Origin of the sequence: Streptomyces xantholiticus, from assembly GCF_014651015.1 — a bacterium.
GTDB lineage: Bacteria > Actinomycetota > Actinomycetes > Streptomycetales > Streptomycetaceae > Streptomyces > Streptomyces xantholiticus.
In genome coordinates, this window is the sequence record NZ_BMWB01000033.1 from 17,317 (window position 1) to 42,981 (window position 25,665).

Consider the following 25,665-nt stretch of genomic DNA (forward strand, 5'->3'; position numbering starts at 1 on the left):
CCCGCCACCGGGGTGGTCCCGGGAAGGTCAGACGGCGGAGCCGGCCTTCCACTGCGCCCAGTCCAGGTTCCAGCCGTTCAGGCCGTTGTCCGGCTTGATGGTGGTGTCCTTGGAGTTCTTGACGATGACGACGTCACCGATGAGCGAGTTGTTGTAGAACCAGGCGGCCGGCTGGTTCGGGTCGCCGGCGCCCTTGACGTCGTTCAGTCCGACGCAGCCGTGGCTGGTGTTGGCGCTGCCGAAGACCGAGTCGGGGCCCCAGTAGTTGCCGTGGATGAAGGTGCCCGACGTGGACAGCCGCATGGCGTGCGGCACGTCCTTGATGTCGTACTCGCCCTTGCCGTCGTCGTCGGTGAAGCCGACCGTCGCACCGTTCATCCGGGTCTCCTTGAACTTCTCGGAGATCACCATCTGACCGTTGTAGGTCGGGTTCTGCGGGGAGCCGGCGGAGATCGGGATGGTCTTGACCGTCTTGCCGTCCTGAGTGATCGTCATCGTCTTCGCGGCGGCGTCGACGGTGGAGACCTGGTTGCGGCCGATCTTGAAGGTGACCGTCTTCTGCTGGACGCCGTAGACGCCCTCGGCACCCTCGACGCCGTCCAGGGCGAGCTTCAGCGTGACGGTGGAGTCCTCGGCCCAGTACTGGTCGGGGCGGAAGTCCAGCCGCTGGCTGTTGAACCAGTGGCCGACGACCTCCTGTCCGCTGCTGGAGGTCACGGTGATCCCGGACTGGACGGCCTTGCGGTCGGTGATCGCCTTGTTGAAGTTGATCGAGACGGGCATGCCGACGCCGACGGTGGAGCCGTCCTCGGGCGTGAAGTTGCCGATGAAGCTGTTGGCGGGCGAGACGGTGGTGAACGACGCGTTCTCGTGCGCCTCGAGGCCGGCGGCGTCCTTCGCCGTGGCGGAGATCTTGTACGTGGTGGAACGCTCGAGCGGGACGTCCGGCTTCCAGCTCTTGCCGTCGGCGGAGAGCGTGCCCTCGACGGGGGTGCCCTCATTGGTGGTCATGGTGACCTCGGTCAGGGTGCCGTCCGTGACGGTCACCTTGGCCGCGTTGTTGATGCTTGCGTTGGTCGCGCCGTTCTTCGGCGAAATCACTATTCGCGCCTTCGAGACCTCCTTGGCGGCCGCCTCGTCGATCTGCGCCTGTGACGTCTTCGAGCTCCCGGCGGCCGCGTCCTCGTCGTCCCCTCCGCTGCAGGCCGACAGGACCAGCACGCCCCCGAGCACCGCGGATGCGACCTTCAGGCCGCCGCGCCGCTTGCTGTCCGTCATCACACGCTTCTCCATCGCTGCCGAGTCCCCTGATCAACCACTGTGGACAACCCCATTTCAGGCCATCCGGTTCCCCATCGGTAAAAAATGTGGGTAACAACACCCACCGAGCGCACCCGCGGACACCGGTCCGGCCGGGCACCCTCCTCACCGAACTGATCGACGCTGTTTCCGCCTCATCGGTTGCACCGCTCACGGTCCGGTTCGCCATTCGATTGTCGCCTCCGTACTCCCGCACGGAAAAGACCGGGCACCGGTTCGGGTGCCCGGCGGCCGAGGACCGAAGCGTGTCACATGTCACTGCTTGCGCAGTTTCGGCACATGCGACCCTAGGAACGTGGGCCGTCCTCGTCGGTGTCGAGCAACGGGTAACCATCGGGACCGGCTTCGTAACCATCCACTTCGTCGTCCTCGTCGTCGCCCAGTTCCCACTCGTCGGAGTCGGGGTCGTAATCGATCTCCTCGCTGCTCCACGAGGCCTGCGCCAGTTCGATCCCCGGGACTTCGCTGACCAGGTCGAACGGGTCGATGAGATACGCCAGCGCCTCCGCCTCGTCCTCGCTCACCGCGGACTGGGCATGTGCGCGCTCGGCGTCCGGCATCAACTCGTCGTCGGCGATCCGCTCGAGCGCCGCACCGGTCAGCGCCCCGGAGTCGTCGACCTCGATGACCAGTTCCACTCGTAGCCGCACATAGCGTGATGTCTCAGAGGTGCTCATAGGACGGAGCGTATGGGTCGGGGCCCCACGGCTTTCCCACGACCCGCTGCTTTCATTAGCATCTGCCCACCGGCCAATTCGAGGATGCCTCAAGGAGGATCGTCTCCGTGTCCGTCGCACGTCGACCGCTGATCACCGCCACTGCCGCAGGGACGCTGCTGTGTGCGCTGTGGTTCGTTCCCTCGGCCAACGCCACTGCCGAGAGACCGGCCGGGGAGCGGTCCGGAAGCACCACCTCCGGCATGGCGGCGCAGCAGGCCGGCCACGAGCGGCTGCTGCTGGCCGAGACGGGTGGCGTGGACACCACCCCGTACGTCGTCGGCGGCACGGCGTGCCTGGCCGTCGGGGCCGGCTTCGTCGCGTACTCCGTGCGCAGGCGCACCCCGGGCACCGTCTGACGGCTCTCGACGCACGGGGCCGCCCCCGCCGTCCGGGGGCGGCCTTCGTACCGCGCGAGGGCTCAGGCCAGCGGGCCGGTCACCGGTTCGACGGCGGCGACGAGCAGTCCGTCCCGTACGAACGTGTCCGCGGCGTCCAGGTCGGGCGCGAGGAAGCGGTCCGGGCCGGGGCCCTGGACGCCTGCCGCGCGCAGCGCCTCGATGGCCGCCTGCGACGCCGGTGCCGGGGTGAGGTGGCGGCGCAGCTCGATGGCCCGGGTCGCCGCGTAGAGCTCGACTGCGATGATCCTGCCCAGGTTTCGGACGGCGGTGCGCAGTTTGCGGGCTGCGGACCAGCCCATGGAGACGTGGTCCTCCTGCATGGCCGAGGACGGGATGGAGTCGGCGGAGGCGGGGACCGCGAGCCGCTTCATCTCGCTGACCAGCGCGGCCTGCGTGTACTGGGCGATCATCAGCCCGGAGTCGACGCCGGCGTCGTCGGCGAGGAACGGCGGCAGGCCGTGGCTGCGGTTCTTGTCGAGGAGCCGGTCGGTGCGGCGCTCGGAGATGGAGCCGAGATCGGCGGCGGCGATGGCGAGGAAGTCCAGGACGTACGCGACGGGCGCACCGTGGAAGTTGCCGTTGGACTCGACCCGGCCGTCGGGGAGGACCACGGGGTTGTCGACGGCGGAGGCCAGCTCCCGCTCCGCGACCAGGCGGGCGTGCGCCATGGTGTCGCGTCCGGCGCCGGCGACCTGGGGCGCGCAGCGCACCGAGTAGGCGTCCTGGACGCGCGGTGCCGCCTCTTCCTGGAAGTGGCCGGTGAGTCCGGAGCCCTTGAGCACGGCGAGCATGTTCGCGGCGGAGGCGCCCTGGCCGGGGTGGGGGCGGATGGTGTGCAGCTCCGGAGCAAGGACCTTCTCGGTGCCGAGCAGGGCCTCCAGCGTCAGAGCGGCGGTGATGTCGGCCGACTTGTAGAGGCGGTCGAGGTCGGCGAGGGCCATGACCAGCATGCCGAGCATGCCGTCGGTGCCGTTGAGAAGGGCGAGTCCTTCCTTCTCGCGCAGCTCGACGGGCGCGATGCGGTGCTCCGCGAGCAGCTCCCCCGCGGGACGCACCGTACCGTCGGGGCCCTCGGCGTCGCCTTCGCCCATCAGCGCCAGGGCGCAGTGGGACAGCGGCGCGAGGTCGCCGGAGCAGCCGAGGGAGCCGTACTCGTGCACGACGGGCGTGATGCCCGCGTTCAGTACGTCGGCCATGGTCTGCGCGACCTCGGGGCGCACGCCGGTGCGGCCGGAGCAGACCGTCTTGAGACGGAGGAACATCAGCGCGCGGACGACCTCGCGCTCGACGCGCGGTCCCATGCCCGCTGCGTGCGAGCGGACGATGTTGCGCTGCAGCTGGGCACGGAGCTCGGGGCTGATGTGGCGGGTGGCGAGGGCGCCGAATCCGGTGGAGACGCCGTAGACGGGCTCGGGCCTGGCGGCCAGCGCGTCGACGATCGAACGGGCCTCGGTAAGGGCGGCGAGGGCCTCGCCGGAGAGCTCGACACGGGCGCCGTGGCGGGCCACGGCGATGACGTCATCGGCGGTGGTACCGGACGTCCCCACCACGACTGTTTGCATATCCATATTCAGCAGCGTACGGACTGAATCCAAACCTGTCACCACCGGTGAACAGGTTGGCCCCTTACCCGGGCCGCCCGGCCGTCACGGCTCGCTCCACGGCTCTTCCTCGGACTCCTCAGGGCGGGCGTCCCGGAAGCGGCGGCGGTCCTGCGCGGAGCGCGGCGGCGAGTCCGCGAGCCGCATCACCGTGCCGTCCCGCCCGGCCACCACCGGCTTCGGGGAACGCGCCGCCTTGGCCCGGTACTGGGCCGCGTCCGCCAGCCGGAAGAGCCGCCGGGCCGAGTGCACCTCGCCGATCGGGTCGCCCGTCGACGCGACTCCGCAGGCGACGCCCTGACCGAGCTCCAACCCCTTCGCCCTGACACAGAGGTCGTCGGCGACGTCGACCACCTCGTCGGCGGACGGACCCACTGCGACCAGGCAGAACTCGTCCCCGCCGAGACGGGCGACCAGCGCACCCGGCAGCATCGCGCCACAAAGGGACAGCACGGAGCCGAACCGTTCCAGCAGCCGGTCGCCGACCGCGTGCCCCTGGGTGTCGTTCACCTGCTTGAGCCCGTTGACGTCGCACACCACCAGGCTGACCACGGAACCGTCCGCCCGGTGCCGCTCCAGCGCCTCGTCGAGGCGGGTGTCGACCGCACGACGGTTGGCCAGACCGGTGAGCGGATCGGTGAACGCGAGCCTGCGGACCTCCTCCAGCCGCTCGGTCTGGGCGATACCGGCCGCCACGACGGACGCCAGTACGGTCGCGAAATCGGCGTCGTCCCTGTCGAACACCGGCGACGCCTCCGGCCGGGCCACATACAGCTCCCCCCACGCCCGGCCGTGCAGCACGATCGGCGCGACGACGCAGCAGCCCCGGCCGCGCCGGCGCAGCGCGGCCACCCTCTGGTGGCAGTAGCCGTGCCCGGACGTCGCCGGGCCCGTCGCCGTCTCCACCCAGGCCTCCGGCTCACCGCCACCGGCCCAGCGCTCGTGCAGGAACTCGGTGATCTCCGGGAAACGGTTCACCGGATAGGCCTCGGACTCGGGGAACTCCTCCTCGTCCGGCGCGCGTTCGCCCGCGTTCACCAGCACCCTCAGCCGCCCGCGCTCACGCTCCCACACGGACAGCGCCGCGAACGAACCGGCGAGCGCACCGCAGGCACCGAGGGCCGCCGCCCGCCAGGACTCCCGCGACGTCTGGGCCGCGGCCATCGCCTGCGCCAGCGCCACCACGGCTCGCAACCGCCCATCCACAGCCATCTACCCAGCTTAGGGATGTTTCGACCGGTTTGATCTGTTGTGGTGGCCCGGGTCGCGCGACCGGCGCACGGTCACCGGCCGGGCCACACCGGCTTCCGCTTCTCGTTGAACGCGGCGACGCCCTCCGCCCGGTCCCCCGAGAACGCGGTCGCCCACCACGCCGCGTCCTCGACCTCGAGACCCGCGCGCAGGTCGAGCCCGTGCCCGAGCCGCATGGCCTTCTTCGCGTTGCGCAGCCCCACGGGCGAGTTCGCGGCCATCCGGGCGGCCAGCGCGAGCGCCTCGGTGCGGGCGTCCTCCGCGAGGACGTCGACGAGCCCCAACTCCTTTGCCTCCGCGGCCTCCACGCGCCGCGCCGTGAAGACGAGCTCCGCGGCACGGGCGGCTCCGACCCGGCGCGGCAGCAGCTGCGTGCCCCCGCCGCCGGGGATGACTCCGACGGACACCTCGGGCAGACCCACGACCGCGCTGGCGTCGGCCACGATCACGTCGCAGGAGAGCGCCAGCTCGAAGCCCCCGCCGAGCGCGAACCCGTGCACGGCCGCGACGGTCGGCATGGGCAGCTCCAGCACCCCGGTGTACGCGCCACGGGTGGTCGGCCGCTGCCGCGCGAGGTCCGCGTCCGAGAAGGAGTTGCGCTCCTTGAGGTCGGCGCCGACGCAGAAGGCGCGCTCGCTGCTGGAGCTGACCACGCCCACCCGCACCTCGCGGTCCTCCGCCAGCGCGTCGCAGGCGGCCCTGATGGACCGCGCCATCTCCGAGGACACGGCGTTCATGGCCTTGGGCCGGTCGAGGACGAGCTCTGCGACGTGACCGTGCGCGTGCTTGCGGATGACGACGAACTCCCCGAACCGCTGCTCGGACTCCGACATGGGACACCCTCCCGGTTAACGATGGTTCACCGGATCATATGCGCGCGCGGCGGGTCCGGGCGGAAACCGCTGCCTGGGGGCATCGGGTGCGGATCCCAGGGCGCCAGGCCTGGGGGAGGAGCACGGAAGGACCGGGCAGGACCGTACCCGGTCCGGGGACGGAGCCCCGGTTCCGGGAGGGGGTACCCCTCACGCCGCCAGCCGTGAGGGGAGGGCGGGGAGGAAGCCCGGCGCAGGCGCTACCGCACCCGCACGGTCAGGAAGGCCGCCTCGTCAGCAACCACGGCTCCACCACGCCAAGACCCCGCACCGGCCGCTGCCACATCGGCTGGAGCGCGAAGCGGTACGTCGGCACCTCGCGCCCTTCCTTCTCCGCCTTGACCGCTTCCTCCGCCGCCTCCGCCTCGGAGGCCGGCGCCTCGCCCGTCCTGATCAGTTCCTCCGCGAACGCACCGTCCACCAGCAGCGCGTCCTTCGGCGCTATCGACGTCAGCCGGCTGGCCAGGTTCACCGTCGTACCGAAGACGTCGCCCATCCGCGTGGTGACCGTCCCGAACGCGATGCCCACCCGCAGGGCCGGCATCGACTCGTCGTCGGTCATCGTCTCGATGAGCCGGAGCGCGATCTCCGCCGCCGTTCCGGCGTCGTCCGCCGCGTAGAGGACCTCGTCGCCGAGGGTCTTGATCAGGCGGCCGCTGTGCGCGGCGACCAGGTCCGCGCAGGTGGTCTCGAACGACTCGACGAGTTCGCCGAGCTCCTCCTCCTCGAGCCGACGGGTCAGCCGGGTGAAGCCGACCAGGTCGGCGAAACCGACGGCGAGACGGCGGTCGACCATCTCCTCGTCGTCCGCGGCCTGGACGACCCTGCCCGTCGCCGCCGCCAGCTGCCGCCGCCAGACATAGACCAGGAACTCCTCGAGCTCCGGCAGCAGCAGCTCGACCAGCGGATACGTGACCTCGGTGCGGGTCATGCCGGGCTCGGGCGGCTCGGTGAGCCCTTCCAGGAAGGAGTCGATCTGCCAGTCGGCGAGGCGCGCGGTGGTCTGCCCGGTGGAGCGGGCGACCTGGACCGCCATCGGTTCACTCAGCAGACCCGCCTCGACAAGACCGGCGAGCCGCCGCAGGGCGAGGACGTCCGCCTCGGTGAGGGCCTTGGCCTGTCCGATGTCGGCGAAGCCCATGGCCCGCCAGAAGCGGGCGGCGAGTTCCATGGAGACGCCGGCGGTACGGGCCGCCTGGAAGGCGGTGTAGCGCCGCTCGGCGCCGAGGATCAGCTGTTCCAGACGTATGGCCAGCGGATCGTCCGAGGGCTCCGCCGTGTGGTCGACCTCGTGGTGGGGCGTCGGATGCACCGACCCGGAGGACGAGGCGGCCCCCGATGAAGAGGCGGACGCGCCGGAGGAGCCGTCCGACGGCGGCTGCGCGCCCGCGCCGGAAGTGGTGTCGTCGACGGTCACCAGCCGCCTCCTGCCCGTTCCCTGCGCAATGCCCTGCCGATCTGTCGCGCGATCGCCTCAACGATACGGCAGGTGTGCCCCAGCTCACGTCCCGGCGGCAGAGGAGGTTGGTCCGGATCCGTCGGGGTCCGGTCGGTCCGCCGGCCGCAGGTGCACGATGTCGCCCGCGCTCACGGCCTGCCGGTCCCCGCCCCCGGTGGCGAGCACCAGCCTGCCGTCGCCGTCCAGGGCGACCGCTTCGCCGGTCACGGCCGCGCCGCCGGGAAGTTCGGCGCGTACCTGGCGGCCCAGGGTGGCGCAGCCCGCCGCGTACGCCTCCTGGAGCCCGCAGGCGGCAGGATCGCCCACAGCGGCGCGCCAGCGGGTGTACCACTTCTCCAGGGAACGCAGCACGGCCCGCAGCAGCGGGTCACGGTCCGTGGACACGGCGTTGGCGAGGCCGAGGGACCCGGCCCCGGGAACCGGCAGCTCGTCGGCGTGCAGCGAGACGTTGACGCCGATGCCGAGCACCACCGCGTCCTCTCCTGCCCGCTCCAGGAGGATGCCGCCGGTCTTGCGTTCCTCGCCCGCCACGGTGACCAGCAGGTCGTTGGGCCATTTGAGGGACATGTCGACGCCGGCGGCCCGTGCGAGCCCCGTGGCGGCGGCGACGCCGGCGAGCAGCGGCAGCCATCCCCAGCGGGTCACGGGCACGTCCGCGCCGGGGCGCAGGAGTACGGAGAAGAACAGGCCGGAGCGGGCGGGCGCGGTCCAGGTCCGGTCGAGCCGGCCCCGCCCCGCGGTCTGCTCCTCCGCGATCAGCACGGCGCCCTCCGGCAGGGACGGCGCACGTGCCGCCAGATCGGAGTTGGTGGAGCCGGTGGCCGCCACCAGGTCCAGGGAGGTCCACAGACCGCCGGGCACGACGACGCCGCGGCGCAGGGCGGCGACGTTCAGAGGGGGCCGTTCGAGGTCGGACCAGCGGCTCTCGGGCGCATTCGGAGGCGTCATGCAAGCCAGCCTAGGTGTGGCCAACGCCGCACTGCCGAACCGTATCCCCGCCGATACGCTACGAGTCGGTAGCAACCGATCGTTAACCGTTGCCCCGAGCAGTCCCCATAACCCGTCCCCGTAAGCCGTCCCCGTGACCAGCCAGGGAGCCGCATCCCGATGTCCGAGCCGGAAATCGACATCCACACCACCGCGGGAAAGATCGCGGACCTTCAGCGCCGTATCGATGAGGCGACGCATGCCGGCTCCGCTCGTGCGGTGGAGAAGCAGCATGCGAAAGGCAAGTTGACGGCCCGCGAGCGGATCGACCTGCTCCTGGACGAGGACTCGTTCGTGGAGCTCGACGAGTTCGCCCGGCACCGCTCGACCAACTTCGGCCTGGAGAAGACCCGCCCCTACGGTGACGGTGTCGTCACCGGTTACGGCACGGTCGACGGCCGCCCGGTCGCCGTCTTCTCGCAGGACTTCACCGTCTTCGGCGGCGCTCTCGGCGAGGTGTTCGGACAGAAGATCATCAAGGTGATGGACTTCGCGCTGAAGACCGGCTGCCCGGTCATCGGCATCAACGACTCCGGCGGCGCCCGCATCCAGGAAGGCGTCAGCGCGCTGGGCATGTACGGCGAGATCTTCCGCCGCAACACCCATGCCTCCGGCGTCATCCCGCAGATCTCGCTGATCGTCGGCCCCTGCGCGGGCGGCGCGGTGTACTCCCCCGCGATCACCGACTTCACGGTGATGGTCGACCAGACGTCGCACATGTTCATCACCGGCCCCGACGTCATCAAGACGGTCACCGGCGAGGACGTCGGCTTCGAGGAGCTGGGCGGCGCCCGCACGCACAACTCGACTTCCGGTGTCGCGCACCACATGTCGGGCGACGAGAAGGACGCGATCGAGTACGTCAAGTCGCTGCTGTCCTACCTGCCGTCCAACAACCTCTCCGAGCCGCCGTCCTTCCCCGAGGAGTCGGACACGGCGGTCAGCGACGAGGACCGCGAGCTGGACACTCTCATCCCCGACTCCGCGAACCAGCCCTACGACATCCGCACCGTCCTCGAGCACGTCCTCGACGAGGGCGAGTTCCTGGAGACCCAGTCGCTGTTCGCCCCGAACATCGTCACCGGCTTCGGCCGGGTCGAGGGCTATCCCGTCGGCATCGTCGCCAACCAGCCGATGCAGTTCGCCGGTTGTCTGGACATCAACGCCTCCGAGAAGGCCGCGCGCTTCGTGCGCACCTGCGACGCGTTCAACGTCCCGGTGCTGACGTTCGTCGACGTCCCCGGTTTCCTGCCGGGCGTGGACCAGGAGTACGGCGGCATCATCCGCCGCGGCGCCAAGCTGATCTACGCGTACGCGGAGGCCACCGTCCCGCTGATCACGGTCATCACCCGCAAGGCGTTCGGTGGCGCGTACGACGTCATGGGCTCCAAGCACCTGGGCGCCGACCTCAATCTGGCGTGGCCGACCGCACAGATCGCGGTCATGGGCGCGCAGGGCGCGGTGAACATCCTGCACCGCCGCACGATCGCCGCCGTCGAGGACGCGGACGAGCAGGAGGCCACCCGGGCGCGGCTGATCCAGGAGTACGAGGACGCGCTGCTCAATCCGTACACGGCGGCCGAGCGCGGCTACATCGACGCGGTGATCATGCCGTCGGAGACGCGGGCGCAGATCGTGAAGGGCCTGCGGCAGCTGCGGACCAAGCGGGGGAGCCTGCCCCCGAAGAAGCACGGGAACATCCCCCTGTAGGGCTCCGAGGCACGAGGATAGGGACGAGACGATGATCAAGGTCGTACGAGGAAACCCGACCCCGGAGGAGCTGGCCGCCGCCCTGGCGGTGGTCCAGGCCCGCGCCGCGGCGATCGAAGGCGCCGCGGTCGGCGGCCCCAGGCTGCCCGAGGGTTGGTCGGACCCGGCGCGTATCGCCCGCTCCAGCAGGCCCCTGCCGGGGCCGCGGGCGTGGGCACGTAGCTACTGGCCGGTCTGAACGTGACGGAAGGCCGGGCCCTGATCGAAGGGCCCGGCCTTCGCGCTGCTCAGAGAACGTCCGCCAGCGCCTCGGCCATGACCTGGTAGCCCTTGTCGTTGGGGTGCAGCCGGTCGCCGTGGTCGAAGGCCGGATGCAGACGGTCGGGGTCGGCCGGGTCCGCGAGGGCGCGGTCGAGGCCGACGACCGCGTCGAACTCGCCGGAGGTGCGGATCCAGTCGTTGATCTCTTTGCCGACGCGGGCCGAATGGGCGCCCCAGTGGTCGGAGCCGCCCAGCGGCAGCAGCGTCGCACCGACGACCCGCAGCCCCCGGGAGTGCGCCTGCCGTATCAACTGCCGGTACCCGCCGACGACCTGTGCTGCGCTCACGAGGGGCGCCGGCTTGTAGGTCGGCTCCTCGGGGGCCTCGCTGAAGCCGATGTCGTTGAGGCCTTCGAGGACGACGACGGTGGAGACGCCGGGCTGTTCCAGGACGTCACGGTGAAACCGGGCGGTGGCTCTTTCGCCGTACCAGGCCGAGTCGTTGAGGACCAGGTTGCCGCCGATGCCGGCGTTGAGAACGGGCCGGCCGGTGAGTTCGGCGAGCGCGTCGGACCAGCGGCGGTTCGCGCCCGGCGTCGAGCCGAACCCGTCGGTGATGGAGTCGCCGAACAGGACGATCCCGTCGGTGCGGCCGGCGTCGACCTCCACCCCGCAGAGGTAGTACCAGGACTGGGTGACGCCGGTGAAGGCCGCGGCCGACGGGTCGGCCCGATGGTCGCCGTCGGCGCGGTAGGTGTCGGCCCATGCCTGCGCGTGGAAGGTCGCGGGGCCGGTCGTACCGGCGAAGTGGAGGGTGACGGCCACCGATCCGAGCGTTCCGACGGCCATCTCGACCGGGTCGCTGCGCCGCTCCGCGCGGGCGGGGACGGACGCGGAGAGCCGTCCGCCGAACGTGAGGTGCCGTACGGAGGCCTCCATGACGGCCGCTCCCCTGGTCGAGCGGGCGACAGTGGCGCCGGTGAGGTGCAGCGGGGAGGTGCCGTAGGCGTTGGAGAGACGGATCCGGAGGCGGTCGCCGCCCGCGGTGACGCGGACGATCTGGCGGACGGTCTGGTGCGAGAAGCCCTCCTGGGACCAGTTCGGTGTGAAACCGGTGCTGGGCGCCTGGGGGGCGGCGGTCCAGACAGCGGTCCAGACGGGGGTCCGCTGTTGGTCCGTGGTGCTGGTGCTCGTGCTGGTCGGGGGCATGGCTACCTCTTCACCACTAATGGGCGGTGGGTTCCGTTAAGATGGTGGAACGCTAACAGAGGCGACGCCCTAATGGAACTGGAGGCCCGTTTGAACGCCACCCAGCCCGGCTCCGTCCGCCCCGGCGGCCGCACCGCGAAGGTTCGCGCCGCCGTCCTCGAAGCCACCAGGGACGCCCTCGCCGACAGCGGATTCCACGCCCTGAACCTGGACCGGATCGCGGCTGCCGCGGGCGTCGGCAAAACCACCGTCTACCGACGCTGGGGCTCGGCGGTCGGCCTTGTCACGGACCTGCTGCGCGACATGGCCGAACAGTCGCTCCCCGCGTCCGACACCGGATCACTGGAGGGCGACCTGCGCGCCAACGCGCGCGTCGTCCTGGACACCCTCACCGATCCCCGCATGGGCCCCGTCTTCCGCGCCGTGATCGCCGCGGCGGCCTGCGACGAGGAGTGTGCGGACGCGCTGCACGGCTTCTACGCGACGCGCCTTTCGGAATGGGCGCCGGTCGCCGAACGAGGCCTCGTCCGCGGCGAGCTCCCGGCCGGGACGGACCCGCTGGAGGTCGTACGGGCCGTCTCCGCGCCGCTGTACTACCGCTTCGCCGTCAGCCGTGAGCCATTGACGCCCGACACGGCCGAGCGCGCGGCCTCCGCGGCGCTGGCCGCGGCGGGGGCGGGCGCGTTCGTGGTTTGAGTACGCGTACTCAGGCGCGAGGCCGTCGTCGCCCGCACCATCGAAGGCATGCTCTGGTCCGACCCTGAGAACGAGCCGCCCAAGGAACTACGCGACATGCAAGCCATGCTGCGTCGGGCGGGCCTGTTGCTGGCGCTGGCGATGGTGGTGGCGATGTTCGCGGCGGGCCTGCGCTAGCGGCGGGGCGGGCCGCCGCCCGGGGCCGTCCCCCGCCTCTCCCCTACGACCTGGCGGCCGCGGGGGCTCCACTTCCTGAAGCCGGGGCAGACCCCGGGCCCCGTTCCGCGCTCCGCACGGTGCCTCCATCGCCTGACGGGCTGCATTCCGTCCGCGCAATCAGCCCCCACGTCCGGCCCCGCCGGCGCGAGGCGCGGTGGTCCGGGGCGGGGCCCGGACGAAGAGGCAGGTTCCAGATCCGCCGGCGCACGGGGCGCGGTGGTCCTGTGGGGGCCTCTACGCCCCCCGGACGCACGAGTGAGGCGCCCCAGGCCCCTGGGAGATCGGGGCTTCCGCGCGGCCGCCGGGCCGTAGGGAGCGGGGCGGAGGACGCCTACCATGACCCCCATGACCACGCAGCCCCTCCGCCCCCGTCTCGTGCTCGCCTCCGCCTCCCCCGCCCGGCTGAACCTGCTGCGGCAGGCCGGTCTCGTGCCCGAGGTGATCGTCAGCGGCGTCGACGAGGACGCCGTGACCGCGCCGACGCCCGCCGAGCTCGCGCTCGTGCTTGCGGAGGCGAAGGCCGCGGCGGTGGCCGCCCGCCCGGAGGCCGCGGGCGCGTTGCTGATCGCATGCGACTCCGTCCTCGAGCTCGACGGTGAGGCGCTCGGCAAGCCCGCCGACGCCGAGGAGGCGACCGCCCGCTGGAAGGCGATGCGCGGCCGGGCGGGCGTACTGCAGACCGGGCACTGCGTGATCGACACGGCGACCGGCCGCCGCGCGTCGGCGACCGCCTCGACGACGGTGCGGTTCGGCGAGCCGACGGACGCGGAGATCGCCGCGTACGTCGCGAGCGGCGAACCGCTGCATGTCGCGGGCGCGTTCACCCTGGACGGCCGCTCCGCGCCGTTCATCGACGGCATCGACGGCGACGCCGGCAACGTCATCGGGCTCTCGCTGCCCCTGCTCCGCAGGCTCCTGGCAGAGCTGGGACTCTCGATCACCGACCTCTGGGCGGCGCAGGCGGAGACCGCGTAGGGGGCGCCACGCGTCAGGCCGGCGACGCCGCCCCCCCGGCGGTCGGCTCGATGGGCTCGGCCGACTCGTCCGCGACCCGCTCCTTGCCGTACACGATCAGCGCCGCCACCAGCAGGCCCAGCACCACCATCATGAACGCGAAGGCGTTCCAGCCGACCAGACCCACCGTCAGCGCGCCGAGGACGCCGTGCACGACGGCCAGGCCGATGAGCAGGATGCGGGTGAAGCGGCCGGGCGCCCGGTCCCGTACCGCCACGACCAGCAGCAGCACGGCGGCCAGGGCGAGCAGCAGACCGGTCCCTATCCCGAGCCCCCACGTCGCGGTCACCATGACGTCCGGATCCAGGCCGTCGACCGACATCTGCTGGGCATCGACGAAGGTGGCCATGATGCCGTTGAGCACGACGATTCCGACGGCCTCCACCAGCAGGACAAGCGCAGCCACCACGGCCACCGGTCTGCGCACCACGGCGCCCCCAACCCTGTGTGTACCGGAAGTACGTACGACAGCCGCGAGGCTACTGACGGGTAAACGCCGGGGCAAGGGATTCGGCACGCCCGGCTGCACGGCAAAGAATCATTGGGCCATTCGTAGGGACTCCACAAAGAAACGCATCGGCCGGCTGCCCCCGCAGACAGAGACCTTGACCACACCGGAGGACTACTGTGCGAGGGAGGAACCCGTCGTACCGTGGTGCGACAAGGGATTTCGCGGGTCAGCGCGCCTCGAATCACGCTCCGTGTGGGCAAGCTCACCATTGGGGACGGGTCGAAAGGCCGTGTCGGCAGTCCCTAAACTCAGCTTGTTTCAAGGAGGGAGCCATCGTGCGCAAGGTGCTCATCGCCAACCGTGGCGAAATCGCTGTCCGCGTTGCCCGTGCCTGCCGGGACGCCGGGATCGCGAGCGTAGCCGTCTACGCCGACCCGGACCGGGATGCTCTGCATGTCCGCGCGGCCGACGAAGCGTTCGCCCTGGGCGGTGACACCCCGGCCGCCAGTTATCTGGACATGGCCAAGGTGCTTACAGCCGCGGCCGATTCGGGGGCGGACGCGATCCACCCCGGATACGGTTTCCTGTCCGAGAACGCGGACTTCGCCCAGGCGGTCATCGACGCCGGTCTGACCTGGATCGGCCCGCCGCCGCAGGCGATCCGCGACCTCGGCGACAAGGTCGCCGCCCGTCATATCGCCCAGCGCGCCGGCGCGCCGCTGGTCGCCGGCACTGCGGACCCGGTCTCCGGTGCCGAGGAGGTGGTGGCCTTCGCCCAGGAGCACGGGCTGCCGATCGCGATCAAGGCGGCCTTCGGCGGCGGCGGACGCGGTCTGAAGGTCGCCCGCACCCTGGAAGAGGTGCCGGAGCTGTACGACTCCGCCGTCCGCGAGGCGGTGGCCGCCTTCGGTCGCGGCGAGTGCTTCGTCGAGCGCTACCTCGACAAGCCGCGCCATGTCGAGACCCAGTGCCTGGCCGACACCCACGGCAATGTGGTCGTCGTCTCCACCCGTGACTGCTCGCTGCAGCGCCGCCACCAGAAGCTGGTGGAGGAGGCCCCGGCCCCGTTCCTGTCGGATGCTCAGAACGCGGAGCTGTACCGCGCGTCGAAGGCCATCCTCAAGGAAGCCGGCTACGTCGGTGCCGGCACGGTCGAATTCCTCGTGGGCGTGGACGGCACCATCTCGTTCCTCGAGGTCAACACCCGTCTGCAGGTCGAGCACCCGGTGACCGAGGAGGTCACCGGCATCGACCTGGTCCGCGAGATGTTCCGTATCGCCGACGGCGAGGAGCTCGGCTACGACGACCCGGCCGTGCGCGGCCACTCGTTCGAGTTCCGGATCAACGGCGAGGACCCCGGCCGGGGGTTCCTGCCCGCCCCGGGCACGGTCACGACCTTCGCCCCGCCCACCGGGCCCGGCGTCCGCCTCGACGCCGGTGTCGAGTCCGGTTCCGTGATCGGCCCGGCCTGGGACTCGCTGCTCGCCAAGCTGATCGTCACCGGCGCCACCCGCGAGCAGGCACTGCAGCGCGCGGCCCGTGCGCTGGCCGAGTTCACCGTCGAGGGCATGGCCACGGCCATCCCGTTCCACCGCGCGGTCGTCGCCGACCCGGCCTTCACCGCCGACCCGTTCCGGGTCCACACCCGCTGGATCGAGACCGAGTTCGTCAACGAGATCAAGCCCTTCGCCGTCCCCGCGGACGCGGAGGAGGACGAGGCCGGCCGCGAGACCATCGTGGTCGAGGTCGGCGGCAAGCGCCTCGAGGTCTCGCTCCCGTCCTCGCTCGGCATGACCCTGGCACGCACCGGCCTCGCGGCGGGTGCGAAGCCCAAGCGCCGGGCCGCGAAGAAGTCCGCCTCGGCCGCGTCCGGGGACACCCTCACCTCCCCGATGCAGGGCACGATCGTCAAGGTCGCGGTCGAGGAAGGCCAGGAGGTGGAGGAGGGCGACCTCATCGTCGTCCTGGAGGCCATGAAGATGGAACAGCCACTCAACGCACACCGCTCCGGCACCGTCAAGGGCCTCGCGGCGGAGGTCGGCGCATCCCTGACGTCCGGCGCCACCATCTGCGAGATCAAGGACTGACGTCCCTTCCGTACGTCCGACGAAGGGCCTCCGGGCATCCCGGGGGCCCTTCCGGCTGCTTGTGACGCGGATGTCCCGGCGGCCGTGCGGCCCCGCCGCCGACGCGGCCCTGGCGCCCGACCGGGCGGAGCCGGCCCCGCGGGAGTGCTGCCCCGGCGCAGCCGCCTCCCCCGTGACGTCCGGCATCCTTGACCACGTGACCGACTTGAGGCCCAAGCGCGCCGACGCGCGCCGCAACTACGAACGACTGCTGACAGAGGCGCGGGCCGCGTTCGCGGAACGCGGCACCGACGCGTCGCTCGAGGAGATCGCACGCCGCTCGGGCGTGGGCATCGGCACCCTGTACCGCCACTTCCCGAACCGCCAGGCCATGATGAACGCGGTCTTCCAGGAGTCCCTGGCCGACCTGCTGGGTCGCTCACGCGAACTGGCGGGCGCAAAGGAGCCGTGCACGGCGCTGGTCGAGTGGCTGCGCGCGCTCATCGCCCACGCCGGCGAGTACCGCGGTCTCGCGCGTGCGCTGATGTCCGCGTCCCACGACGAGAGCTCCGCGCTGTCGGCGTGCAGCGTCCCGCTGCGCGACGCCGGCGAACGCCTCCTGGGACGGGCGCAGGAGTCCGGTTCGGTCCGAGCGGACGTGTCGATCGGCGACCTGATGCAGCTGACGAACGCGATCGCTCTGGCGGCGGAACAGGACCCGGCCGACACGGCGTTGGCCGACCGCCTGCTGACGCTGACGCTACGGGGCCTACGGTCGTGACACCGGGCCCTTGGACATGCGGCGCACCGGGTTCACGTTCCGGGCGTGGCCGCCCCTGCGCGTGACGCCTCTGGGCCGGCCCGCGCTTTCCGGGCGGGGCCCGGTGCGTATGCCCAGGCGTGGTCCGGGTCCATGTCGTGTGCGTCCGGGGGCATGTCCGGCACTGCGTTCCCATACTTGCCCCGCCCTGTCCGACGACGCCTTACGTCCCGAACAGGCCCACTGCGGGTCCCCCACGACGGTTTCGCTCCGGCCGGCTGCTCAGCGCGGGTGGGGAGACCCCCGCCCTCCCGCTGCGCCTGGCGGCGTGGGTGGTACTCCATCCCGAACCGGACTCCGCCCCGACCCGATCTCGGGCCCCCCTGGCCCGGGCGGGCGTGGGAGGCAACCCCAGGGAGGCTCGGGTGCCGCACGCGGCACAATCAGCCTCCGGCGATTGAGGACAGCGCTCGAAGCGCGGTACCCGGGGGGCCGGGGGCCCGGGGCAGAATCCCCGAAACACCTTGCGGAGCGCGGTGGGCGCAACGCCTCCGGGACCTGGCCACGTCCCGGAGGGGGCGTTCAGCGGCGGCGGAGGTCGGCCACTCGGGCCGGGCGGTCCGGGAGGGGGTCCGGCGCGAGGGGGCCCGCCGCGCTGCGCAGGCCCGTGCGGGTGCGCCGCTGCCCCGGCAGCGGCACCTCGTGCCGCGCCGCAGTCGCGCCTGCCGCCCCCGCCACCGCGATCTGCACACCCTGGTCCGCCAGCGCCTGCAGTTCCGTCGCCGCCCGGTCGTCGTGCGCCGGCGGTTCGTCCGTCACCAGGCGAGTGATCACATCGGTCGGCACCGTCTGGAACATTGTGTCCGTGCCGAGCTTGGTGTGGTCCGCCAGGACCACGACCTCCGCCGCCGCCTGTACCAGCGCCCGGTCCACGCTCGCGGAGAGCATGTTGGACGTGGACAGCCCCCGCTCGGCCGTGAGCCCGCTGCCGGACAGGAAGGCGCGGGAGACCCGCAGCCCCTGCAGGGACTGCTCCGCACCGCTGCCCACCAGCGCGTAGTTGGAGCCGCGCAGCGTCCCGCCGGTCATGACGACTTCGACCCGGTTGGCGTGGGCAAGGGCCTGGGCCACCAGCAGGGAGTTGGTGACCACGGTCAACCCGGGAACGCGCGCGAGCCGGCGGGCCAGCTCCTGCGTCGTCGTCCCGGCGCCGACCACGATGGCCTCGCCCTCCTCGACGAGGGCCGCCGCGAGATCGGCGATGGCCGTCTTCTCGGCGGTCGCGGACAGGGATTTCTGCGGGAAGCCGGACTCACGGGTGAACCCGCCCGGCAGTACCGCACCGCCGTGCCGGCGGTCGAGGAGTCCTTCTGCCTCGAGTGCCCGCACGTCACGCCGTACGGTCACTTCTGAGGTCTGGACGACGCGGGCGAGCTCACGGAGCGACACGGCACCGTTGGCACGCACCATTTCAAGGATCAACTGACGACGTTCTGCAGCGAACACGAAACTGACAGTAACCCCACCGCCGGTCACTTTTCAGCTCTATGCACCGGATAGTAGAAATTGCGCAACCGAGAGGCCGCCAAGTGGTATAGGCGGCCTCTTAGTTGATCGAACCCGGGCGGAGTGCCCGGGGTTCGACGGGTTTACGCCTCGCCGCCCGACTTCCTGGTGTGCAGCTGTCGTGCCACCTCGGCGATCGAGCCCGACAGAGACGGATAGACCGTGAAGGCGTTTGCGATCTGTTCGACCGTCAGGTTGTTGTCGACCGCGATCGAGATGGGGTGGATCAGTTCCGAAGCCCGCGGGGAGACGACGACACCGCCGACGACGATCCCCGTGCCCGGCCGGCAGAAGATCTTGACGAAGCCGTCCCTGATGCCCTGCATCTTGGCGCGCGGGTTGCGCAGCAGCGGGAGTTTGACGACCCGGGCGTCGATCTTGCCCGCGTCGACGTCCGCCTGGCTGTAGCCGACCGTCGCGATCTCGGGGTCGGTGAAGACGTTGGACGAGACGGTCTTGAGGTTCAGCGGGGCGACCGCGTCGCCGAGGAAGTGGTACATCGCGATGCGGCCCTGCATCGCCGCGACCGACGCGAGGGCGAAGATGCCGGTGACGTCACCGGCCGCGTACACACCGGGCGCCGACGTACGGGACACCCTGTCGGTCCAGATGTGGCCGGAGTCCTTGAGCCGGACACCGGCCTCCTCCAGCCCCATGCCCGCGGTGTTCGGGATGGCGCCGACGGCCATCAGGCAGTGCGTGCCGGAGATGACACGGCCGTCGGAGAGCGTGACCTCGACCCGGTCGCCGACCCGCTTCGCGGACTCGGCGCGGGAGCGGGCCATCACGTTCATCCCGCGGCGGCGGAAGACGTCCTCGAGGACCGCGGCCGCGTCCGGGTCCTCGCCGGGGAGCACGCGGTCGCGCGAGGAGACCAGTGTGACCCGCGAACCGAGCGCCTGGTACGCACCCGCGAACTCGGCACCCGTCACACCGGAGCCGACCACGATGAGCTCCTCGGGGAGCACGTCCAGGTCGTACACCTGCGTCCAGTTGAGGATGCGCTCGCCGTCGGGCCTGGCGTCGGGGATCTCGCGCGGGTGGCCGCCGGTCGCGATCAGCACGGAGTCCGCGATGAGCGTCTCCTCCGTGCCGTCGGCCGCGCGCACGATCACCTTGCGGGAGCCGTCCATCGCCTGCCGGCCGTCGAGGCGTGCGCGGCCGCGCATGACACGGGCACCGGCCCGGGTGACGGAGGCGGTGATGTCGTGGGACTGGGCGAGGGCCAGGCGCTTCACACGCCGGTTGACCTTGCCGAGGTCGACGCCGACGACGCGGGCGGCCTGCTCGATGTGCGGGGTGTCGTCGGCCACGATGATGCCGAGCTCCTCGTAGGAGGAGTCGAAGGTCGTCATGACCTCGGCGGTGGCGATCAGGGTCTTCGACGGTACGCAGTCGGTCAGCACCGACGCCCCGCCCAGACCGTCGCAGTCGACGACGGTCACCTCCGCGCCGAGCTGAGCCGCCACCAGGGCCGCCTCATACCCTCCGGGTCCGCCGCCGATGATCACGATCCGGGTCACGAAAAAGTCCGCCTCGTATTGTCGATCCCGGCCCGCCTGCCCGCTCTGCCGGGGGTCCGGGGACGCCCCCGGTGGCATGCAGTACGTACTTCATTGTCCCGCATCGTTCAGGCGTTCTCCCCCCGGGGCCTCCATAGGGTCCCGACCACCGCGGTCGGCATGTCCGGCGCCCCCCGCACCCCGCCGCACCCCGCGGCGCGGGCAGTCCCTCGCCACCCTCCCGTACCCTCGACCCCATGTCGCTCTACGCCGCGTACGCCGGCAACCTCGACGCGCGGCTGATGTCCCGCCGCGCACCGCACTCACCGCTGCGCGGTACCGGCTGGCTGAACGGCTGGCGGCTGACCTTCGGCGGCGAGCAGATGGGCTGGGAAGGAGCGCTGGCCACGATCGTCGAGGCCCCGCGCTCCCAGGTCTTCGTCGCGCTGTACGACATCGCACCGATGGACGAGGACTCCATGGACCGCTGGGAAGGTGTCAGTCTCGACATATACCGGCGGATGCGGGTCCGGGTGGACACACTGGACGGCGAGGAGCCGGCCTGGGTGTACGTGCTGAACGCGTACGAGGGAGGCCTGCCGTCCGCCCGCTACCTGGGGGAACTCGCGGACGCGGCGGAGTCGGCGGGGGCGCCGCACGACTATGTGATGGAGCTGCGCAAGCGGCCCTGCTAGCGGTCGCGCCGGACGGGCACCGGCGGCACCGCGGTTTCTTCGTCGGAAACGACAAGACAACGATCCGAAGACCGTGGGCTGCGTCATCTACGCGCGTAGGAATTTGCGGGTTACCCTCATCCGCGTGAACGCATCTGTGAATCCGGACCTCGTCGGCGCACTCGCCGACCCCCGCGCCGCGGCCGACGCCGCAGCCGCGCGCCTGCGCGAGCTGAGCGGCACCGGGACCCACGACGTCGCACTGGTGATGGGCTCCGGCTGGGCTCCCGCGGCCGACGCGCTCGGCGCCCCCGAGGCCGAGTTCCCCGTCACCGAGCTGCCCGGCTTTCCCCCGCCGGCGGTCGAGGGCCACGGCGGCAGGATCCGCTCGTACCGCATCGGCCAGAAGCGCGCGCTGGTCTTCCTGGGCCGTACGCACTTCTACGAGGGCCGCGGCGTCTCCGCCGTCGCCCACGGCGTGCGCACCGCTGTCGCCGCGGGCTGCAAGACCGTGATCCTCACCAACGGCTGCGGCGGTCTGCGCGAGGGCATGCGCCCGGGACAGCCGGTGCTGATCAGCGACCACATCAATCTGACGGCGGCATCGCCGATCATCGGCGCGAACTTCGTCGATCTGACGGACCTCTACTCGCCGCGCCTGCGGGCCCTGTGCAAGGAGGTGGACGCCACGCTGGAGGAGGGCGTGTACGTCCAGTTCCCCGGCCCCCACTACGAGACCCCCGCCGAGATCAACATGGTGCGCGTCCTCGGCGGTGACCTGGTCGGCATGTCCACGGTCCTCGAGGCGATCGCGGCGCGCGAGGCGGGCGCCGAGGTGCTCGGCATCTCCCTCGTCACCAACCTGGCGGCGGGCCTGTCGGGCGAGCCGCTGAACCACGAGGAAGTGCTGCAGGCGGGGCGCGACTCGGCCGCGCGGATGGGGGCGCTGCTGACGAGGGTGCTGGACCGGATCTGAGGCGGGGGCCGGGCCGGCGGAGGGCCCGTACCCCACCCCCCTCCGCGCTCACCGCACCGCGGTGCGGGGCCGGCCCCGCACCGCGCTCCGCGCGGTGTCCTCGAACTCCCCTACGGCCCGGCGGCCACGGGAGGCGCCCCGAACGGACTGCATCCTCCCCGTCGGCGCGTTCGGGTACTGGCCCGAGGCCCCGTGAGCGGGTCGGGGCTGAGCCCGGTTTCGGGAAGGGGGTACCACCCACGCCGCCAGGCGTGGGTGGAGGACGGGTGGGGGAACTGTTCCGCGCGTGGCCACGCCCCCGTAATGGCTGCGGGCCACACACCCACCGCGCACACTCGACGTACGCAGAGACGAGAGGCGGACCAACCGTGCAGCAGGACCTCATCGCCCGGGCCAGGGCATGGCTCGCGGAGGACCCCGACAGTGAGACCCGGGACGAGCTCGGCAAGCTCATCGACGCGAAGGACCTCGACGCGCTGGCCGACCGGTTCGGCGGCACGCTCCAGTTCGGCACCGCCGGGCTGCGCGGCGAGCTCGGGGCCGGGCCGATGCGGATGAACCGCGCCGTCGTGATCCGGGCCGCCGCCGGGCTCGCGGCCCATCTGAAGGCCAAGGGGCAGACGGGCGGGCTCGTCGTCGTCGGGTACGACGCCCGCTACAAGTCCGCGGACTTCGCCCGCGACACCGCCGCCGTCATGGTCGCCGCCGGCCTGCGCGCCGCGGTGCTGCCGCGGCCGCTGCCCACGCCCGTACTGGCCTTCGCCATAAGGCAGCTGGGCGCAGTCGCCGGTGTCGAGGTGACCGCGAGCCACAACCCGCCGCGCGACAACGGCTACAAGGTGTACCTGGGCGACGGCTCACAGATCGTGCCGCCCGCCGACGCGGAGATCGCCGCCGAGATCGACGCGATCCGCAGCCTCGACGACGTCCCGCGCGCCGACGAAGGCTGGGAGACCTTCGGCGACGAGGTGCTCGACGCGTACCTGGCCCGTACGGACGCCGTACTCACCGCCGGCTCCCCCCGTACCGCCCGCGTCGTCTACACCGCCATGCACGGCGTCGGCAAGGAAGTCCTGACGGCCGCGTTCCACCGGGCGGGCTTCCCCGCGCCCGCGCTGGTGGCGGAGCAGGCCGACCCCGACCCGGCCTTCCCTACCGTGGCCTTCCCCAACCCGGAGGAACCCGGGGCGATGGACCTGGCGTTCGAGGCGGCCCGCGCCGTGGCCCCGGACGTGGTCATCGCCAACGACCCGGACGCCGACCGCTGCGCCGTCGCCGTCCCGGACGAGACGGCCGACGGGGGCTGGCGGATGCTCCGCGGCGACGAGGTCGGCGCGCTGCTCGCCGCGCACCTGGTCGGCAAGGGCGCCACCGGCGTCTTCGCCGAGTCGATCGTGTCCTCCTCCCTCCTCGGCCGGATCGCCCGGGCCGCGGGCGTCGGCCACGAGGAGACCCTGACCGGTTTCAAGTGGATCGCCCGTGTCGAGGACCTGCGCTACGGCTACGAGGAGGCCCTCGGCTACTGCGTCGATCCCGAGGGCGTACGCGACAAGGACGGCATCACGGCCGCGCTGCTCGTCGCGGAACTGGTCTCCGAGCTGAAGGAGCAGGGCCGTACGCTCGTCGACCTCCTCGACGACCTCGCCGTTGCCCACGGCCTGCACGCGACCGACCAGCTGTCGGTACGGGTCGAGGACCTGAGCGTCATCGCGAACGCGATGCGCGCCCTGCGCGAGCAGCCGCCGACGGAGCTGGCCGGACTGCGGGTCACCACCGCGGAGGACCTGACGCTGGGGACGGACACGCTGCCGCCGACGGACGGTCTGCGGTACTACCTCGAGGGCGAGTTCAAGGCCCGCGTCATCGTCCGCCCGAGCGGTACGGAGCCGAAGCTGAAGTGCTACCTGGAGGTCGTCGTCCCGGTCCCCGACGCCGACGCCCTCCGCCAGGCCCGCACCCGCGCGACGGCGCTCCTGACCGCCATCAAGCACGACCTGTCCGCAGCAGCCGGCCTCTGACCAGCCCCGGACCCGGGACCGGGCGGTGCGCCCCCTCGGGACGGCCCGGGTCCCGGGCCCGGTCCGGGGGCGTGCTGTGCGCGCGGCCCGGGCCCCGACCGGAAACACGGCCCGGTACGCCAAGAGCGACGCGGCGTCAGGCCGTGGCCAGGAGGACCGCGAGCAATACCGCTCCCGCGGCCGTCGGGGCCAGGACCTCGTAGGCCCAGCGGATCTGCGGCTCGCCCTGCGCCTCCGGCGCGTGGCCGCGGCGTTCGGCCAGTTCGCGCAGGTCGGCGATGGCCTGGTCGGCGGACGCGACCCGGGACTTCGTGTCGCTGACGTCGGCGTGCACCGAGGTCCTGCCGTGCGGGTCGTCGTGCGCGGCCCGGGCCTGCCTGCGCGCCGCGGTCTTGCGCTTGCGCAGCGATACGGGGATGGCCCACAGCTGGTACTTGGCGCCGCTCTGCGTGAAGATCTCGCTCGAGTAGGAGGCCCGCACGTCGGCGACCGCACCCCAGGGCAGGACGATGCTGCGGAACGGGTTCCTGATCCGGATGCGGTCGTCGCCGACGAACACCGCGGGCCGGAAGGTGAAGGCGATGACGACCGGGGCCGCCAGCAGCGCGGCGGCGAGGGCGAGCCATGGCGTGCGGCCTTCGCCGCGGACGACCGCGTCGATGACGATCCAGGCGATGAGCGCGAGCAGCAGCGCGCCGCCTGCCATTCCGGCCGTCGAGCGGAAGACCCGTTCGCTGTCGGTGGAGGGCGCTGGCTGCTGGGGGCTCGTCATGGTTCCGATTCTGCCGCACGGCCGGGCGCGCCCCGGCACGGGCGGACACCGCATGCCCGGGCGCGCCCCGGCACCGGATGGGCACCGCACGCCCTTCCACGTCCCCGCCGCGGCCAGGCGGCGCACACCTCACACCGCACCCCCTGTACAGGTCGCTACGCGCGTAGATATGCTCATCTGGTGACCATGCCCACCACCGCATCCTCCCCCACAGCCTCCGGCGTGGGCGGGACCCCCATCGCCGACGTGACCGCGTCCGACAGCACTCTGCGCCGCTTCCTGCACGGGCTGCCCGGCGTCGATGCCGTCGGCCTGGAAGGGCGCGCCGCGTCTCTCGGTACGCGTTCCATCAAGACCACGGCCAAGGCGTACGCCATCGATCTGGCCATCTCCATGATCGACCTGACGACGCTCGAAGGCGCGGACACCCCGGGCAAGGTCCGGGCACTGGCCGCCAAGGCCGTCAACCCCGACCCGACCGACCGCAGCACGCCGACGACGGCCGCGGTCTGCGTCTACCCCGACATGGTGGCGACCGCCAAGGAGGCCCTGAAGGGCTCCGAGGTCAAGGTCGCCTCCGTGGCCACCGCCTTCCCGGCCGGCCGCGCCGCGCTCGGCGTGAAGCTCGCGGACGTCCGTGACGCGGTCGCCGCGGGGGCGGACGAGATCGACATGGTGATCGACCGCGGTGCCTTCCTGGCGGGCGACTACATGAAGGTGTACGAGGAGATCCGGGCCGTGAAGGAGGCCTCCGGCAGCGCCCGGCTCAAGGTCATCTTCGAGACCGGAGAACTCTCCACGTACGACAACATCCGCCGCGCCTCGTGGCTCGGCATGATCGCCGGCGCGGACTTCATCAAGACGTCGACCGGAAAGGTCGCGGTGAACGCGACCCCGGCGAACACCCTGCTGATGCTTCAGGCCGTCCGGGACTTCCGGGAGCAGACTGGGGTACAGGTGGGCGTGAAGCCCGCCGGCGGTATCCGCACCAGCAAGGACGCGATCAAGTTCCTGGTCCTGGTCAACGAGACCGCGGGCGAGGACTGGCTGGACAACCACTGGTTCCGCTTCGGCGCATCGAGCCTGCTCAACGACCTGCTGATGCAGCGGCAGAAGCTGGCGACCGGCCGCTACTCCGGCCCCGACTACGTGACGGTGGACTGAT

The 25,665-nt window shown here is 71.7% G+C and carries 24 protein-coding genes; 12 read left to right on the top strand and 12 right to left on the bottom strand.

Annotation, left to right across the window (positions count from 1 at the left end; all coding sequences use genetic code 11):
- Positions 1–27: 27 nt before the first annotated feature.
- Both IE198_RS31470 and IE198_RS31475 read right to left on the bottom strand, forming a co-directional pair.
- The gene (locus IE198_RS31470) at positions 28–1,293 is read right to left on the bottom strand and encodes a L,D-transpeptidase (RefSeq protein WP_189892814.1); all 1,266 of its coding nucleotides are present in this window, start codon (positions 1,291–1,293) and stop codon (positions 28–30) included.
- A 314-nt stretch (positions 1,294–1,607) separates the two neighbouring features.
- Positions 1,608–1,997, bottom strand: coding sequence for a hypothetical protein (locus tag IE198_RS31475; RefSeq protein ID WP_189892816.1), 390 nt, complete (start codon positions 1,995–1,997; stop codon positions 1,608–1,610).
- Positions 1,998–2,104: 107 nt separating this feature from the next.
- Here IE198_RS31475 and IE198_RS31480 point away from each other — a divergent pair, with 107 nt between their 5' ends.
- On the top strand, positions 2,105–2,395 hold the full coding sequence (locus IE198_RS31480) for an LAETG motif-containing sortase-dependent surface protein (protein WP_189892818.1): 291 nt from the start codon (positions 2,105–2,107) through the stop codon (positions 2,393–2,395).
- A 62-nt stretch (positions 2,396–2,457) separates the two neighbouring features.
- Here IE198_RS31480 and hutH read toward each other — a convergent pair whose 3' ends face one another.
- The 5 genes from hutH to IE198_RS31505 form a co-directional block, all read right to left on the bottom strand.
- Entirely contained in the window at positions 2,458–3,999 is a 1,542-nt protein-coding gene (gene hutH / locus IE198_RS31485; RefSeq protein ID WP_189892888.1) for a histidine ammonia-lyase, read from the bottom strand.
- An 84-nt stretch (positions 4,000–4,083) separates the two neighbouring features.
- Positions 4,084–5,250, bottom strand: a complete 1,167-nt coding sequence (locus IE198_RS31490) for a GGDEF domain-containing protein (RefSeq protein WP_189892820.1) — start codon at positions 5,248–5,250, stop codon at positions 4,084–4,086.
- A gap of 71 nt (positions 5,251–5,321) precedes the next feature.
- Entirely contained in the window at positions 5,322–6,122 is an 801-nt protein-coding gene (locus IE198_RS31495) for an enoyl-CoA hydratase/isomerase family protein (RefSeq protein ID WP_189892822.1), read from the bottom strand.
- 256 nt (positions 6,123–6,378) lie between these two features.
- Positions 6,379–7,578, bottom strand: coding sequence for an adenylate/guanylate cyclase domain-containing protein (locus IE198_RS31500; RefSeq protein ID WP_189892824.1), 1,200 nt, complete (start codon positions 7,576–7,578; stop codon positions 6,379–6,381).
- An 84-nt stretch (positions 7,579–7,662) separates the two neighbouring features.
- Complete coding sequence (locus IE198_RS31505; protein WP_189892826.1) at positions 7,663–8,568, bottom strand: biotin--[acetyl-CoA-carboxylase] ligase; 906 nt, start codon at positions 8,566–8,568, stop codon at positions 7,663–7,665.
- A 159-nt stretch (positions 8,569–8,727) separates the two neighbouring features.
- On the opposite strand from IE198_RS31505, the gene IE198_RS31510 reads away from it, so the two are divergent.
- Both IE198_RS31510 and IE198_RS31515 read left to right on the top strand, forming a co-directional pair.
- A complete protein-coding gene (locus IE198_RS31510; protein WP_189892828.1) occupies positions 8,728–10,317 on the top strand; it encodes an acyl-CoA carboxylase subunit beta in 1,590 nt (529 codons plus the stop codon).
- A gap of 31 nt (positions 10,318–10,348) precedes the next feature.
- Complete coding sequence (locus IE198_RS31515) at positions 10,349–10,555, top strand: acyl-CoA carboxylase epsilon subunit (protein WP_189892830.1); 207 nt, start codon at positions 10,349–10,351, stop codon at positions 10,553–10,555.
- 49 nt (positions 10,556–10,604) lie between these two features.
- Here the strand turns inward: IE198_RS31515 and IE198_RS31520 are convergent, their stop codons facing one another.
- Complete coding sequence (locus IE198_RS31520; RefSeq protein WP_189892832.1) at positions 10,605–11,786, bottom strand: SGNH/GDSL hydrolase family protein; 1,182 nt, start codon at positions 11,784–11,786, stop codon at positions 10,605–10,607.
- A gap of 72 nt (positions 11,787–11,858) precedes the next feature.
- Here IE198_RS31520 and IE198_RS31525 point away from each other — a divergent pair, with 72 nt between their 5' ends.
- The 3 genes from IE198_RS31525 (at position 11,859) to IE198_RS31530 (ending at position 13,676) form a co-directional block, all read left to right on the top strand.
- Positions 11,859–12,482, top strand: coding sequence for a TetR/AcrR family transcriptional regulator (locus IE198_RS31525; protein WP_189892834.1), 624 nt, complete (start codon positions 11,859–11,861; stop codon positions 12,480–12,482).
- Positions 12,483–12,530: 48 nt separating this feature from the next.
- Positions 12,531–12,659, top strand: coding sequence for a morphogenic membrane protein MmpB (gene mmpB, locus IE198_RS36225; protein ID WP_100108772.1), 129 nt, complete (start codon positions 12,531–12,533; stop codon positions 12,657–12,659).
- Positions 12,660–13,046: 387 nt separating this feature from the next.
- Positions 13,047–13,676 carry a nucleoside triphosphate pyrophosphatase gene (locus IE198_RS31530; protein WP_189892836.1) on the top strand — a complete coding sequence of 210 codons (630 nt, stop codon included), beginning with the start codon at positions 13,047–13,049 and terminating at the stop codon, positions 13,674–13,676.
- A gap of 13 nt (positions 13,677–13,689) precedes the next feature.
- On the opposite strand, the gene IE198_RS31535 is transcribed toward IE198_RS31530, so the two are convergent.
- Positions 13,690–14,121 carry a hypothetical protein gene (locus IE198_RS31535; protein ID WP_229834606.1) on the bottom strand — a complete coding sequence of 144 codons (432 nt, stop codon included), beginning with the start codon at positions 14,119–14,121 and terminating at the stop codon, positions 13,690–13,692.
- A gap of 380 nt (positions 14,122–14,501) precedes the next feature.
- On the opposite strand from IE198_RS31535, the gene IE198_RS31540 reads away from it, so the two are divergent.
- Together IE198_RS31540 and IE198_RS31545 are read left to right on the top strand one after the other, a co-directional pair.
- Complete coding sequence (locus IE198_RS31540) at positions 14,502–16,253, top strand: ATP-binding protein (RefSeq protein ID WP_189892838.1); 1,752 nt, start codon at positions 14,502–14,504, stop codon at positions 16,251–16,253.
- Positions 16,254–16,449: 196 nt separating this feature from the next.
- Entirely contained in the window at positions 16,450–17,013 is a 564-nt protein-coding gene (locus IE198_RS31545) for a TetR/AcrR family transcriptional regulator (protein WP_229834609.1), read from the top strand.
- Between the two features lie 561 nt (positions 17,014–17,574).
- Here IE198_RS31545 and IE198_RS31550 read toward each other — a convergent pair.
- Complete coding sequence (locus tag IE198_RS31550) at positions 17,575–18,498, bottom strand: DeoR/GlpR family DNA-binding transcription regulator (protein WP_189892842.1); 924 nt, start codon at positions 18,496–18,498, stop codon at positions 17,575–17,577.
- Between the two features lie 143 nt (positions 18,499–18,641).
- Positions 18,642–20,081 (bottom strand): NAD(P)H-quinone dehydrogenase, encoded by a 1,440-nt coding sequence (locus tag IE198_RS31555; protein WP_189892844.1) that lies wholly within the window; start codon positions 20,079–20,081, stop codon positions 18,642–18,644.
- A 236-nt stretch (positions 20,082–20,317) separates the two neighbouring features.
- Here IE198_RS31555 and IE198_RS31560 point away from each other — a divergent pair, with 236 nt between their 5' ends.
- From IE198_RS31560 to IE198_RS31570, 3 genes are all read left to right on the top strand, one after another.
- Positions 20,318–20,755: a gamma-glutamylcyclotransferase family protein gene (locus tag IE198_RS31560; RefSeq protein WP_189892847.1), complete on the top strand. Its 438-nt coding sequence runs from the start codon at positions 20,318–20,320 to the stop codon at positions 20,753–20,755.
- A 124-nt stretch (positions 20,756–20,879) separates the two neighbouring features.
- Positions 20,880–21,710, top strand: coding sequence for a purine-nucleoside phosphorylase (locus IE198_RS31565; protein WP_189892849.1), 831 nt, complete (start codon positions 20,880–20,882; stop codon positions 21,708–21,710).
- A 368-nt stretch (positions 21,711–22,078) separates the two neighbouring features.
- Complete coding sequence (locus IE198_RS31570) at positions 22,079–23,728, top strand: phospho-sugar mutase (protein WP_189892851.1); 1,650 nt, start codon at positions 22,079–22,081, stop codon at positions 23,726–23,728.
- Positions 23,729–23,864: 136 nt separating this feature from the next.
- Here IE198_RS31570 and IE198_RS31575 read toward each other — a convergent pair whose 3' ends face one another.
- A complete protein-coding gene (locus tag IE198_RS31575; protein ID WP_189892853.1) occupies positions 23,865–24,500 on the bottom strand; it encodes a PH domain-containing protein in 636 nt (211 codons plus the stop codon).
- Between the two features lie 186 nt (positions 24,501–24,686).
- On the opposite strand from IE198_RS31575, the gene deoC reads away from it, so the two are divergent.
- The gene (gene deoC, locus IE198_RS31580) at positions 24,687–25,664 is read left to right on the top strand and encodes a deoxyribose-phosphate aldolase (RefSeq protein WP_189892892.1); all 978 of its coding nucleotides are present in this window, start codon (positions 24,687–24,689) and stop codon (positions 25,662–25,664) included.
- The last annotated feature ends 1 nt before the right edge of the window (position 25,665 follow it).

Coding starts and splice junctions, on each gene's coding strand:
- IE198_RS31560 (WP_189892847.1), top strand. CDS start 20,318: ATGTCGCTCTACGCCGCGTACGCCGGCAACCTCGACGCGCGGCTGATG.
- IE198_RS31575 (WP_189892853.1), bottom strand. CDS start 24,500: ATGACGAGCCCCCAGCAGCCAGCGCCCTCCACCGACAGCGAACGGGTC.
- IE198_RS31520 (WP_189892832.1), bottom strand. CDS start 11,786: ATGCCCCCGACCAGCACGAGCACCAGCACCACGGACCAACAGCGGACC.
- IE198_RS31505 (WP_189892826.1), bottom strand. CDS start 8,568: ATGACGCCTCCGAATGCGCCCGAGAGCCGCTGGTCCGACCTCGAACGG.
- IE198_RS31475 (WP_189892816.1), bottom strand. CDS start 1,997: ATGAGCACCTCTGAGACATCACGCTATGTGCGGCTACGAGTGGAACTG.
- IE198_RS31490 (WP_189892820.1), bottom strand. CDS start 5,250: ATGGCTGTGGATGGGCGGTTGCGAGCCGTGGTGGCGCTGGCGCAGGCG.
- IE198_RS31470 (WP_189892814.1), bottom strand. CDS start 1,293: ATGGAGAAGCGTGTGATGACGGACAGCAAGCGGCGCGGCGGCCTGAAG.
- mmpB (WP_100108772.1), top strand. CDS start 12,531: ATGCTCTGGTCCGACCCTGAGAACGAGCCGCCCAAGGAACTACGCGAC.
- IE198_RS31495 (WP_189892822.1), bottom strand. CDS start 6,122: ATGTCGGAGTCCGAGCAGCGGTTCGGGGAGTTCGTCGTCATCCGCAAG.
- IE198_RS31525 (WP_189892834.1), top strand. CDS start 11,859: ATGGAACTGGAGGCCCGTTTGAACGCCACCCAGCCCGGCTCCGTCCGC.
- IE198_RS31515 (WP_189892830.1), top strand. CDS start 10,349: ATGATCAAGGTCGTACGAGGAAACCCGACCCCGGAGGAGCTGGCCGCC.
- deoC (WP_189892892.1), top strand. CDS start 24,687: ATGCCCACCACCGCATCCTCCCCCACAGCCTCCGGCGTGGGCGGGACC.
- hutH (WP_189892888.1), bottom strand. CDS start 3,999: ATGCAAACAGTCGTGGTGGGGACGTCCGGTACCACCGCCGATGACGTC.
- IE198_RS31510 (WP_189892828.1), top strand. CDS start 8,728: ATGTCCGAGCCGGAAATCGACATCCACACCACCGCGGGAAAGATCGCG.
- IE198_RS31530 (WP_189892836.1), top strand. CDS start 13,047: ATGACCACGCAGCCCCTCCGCCCCCGTCTCGTGCTCGCCTCCGCCTCC.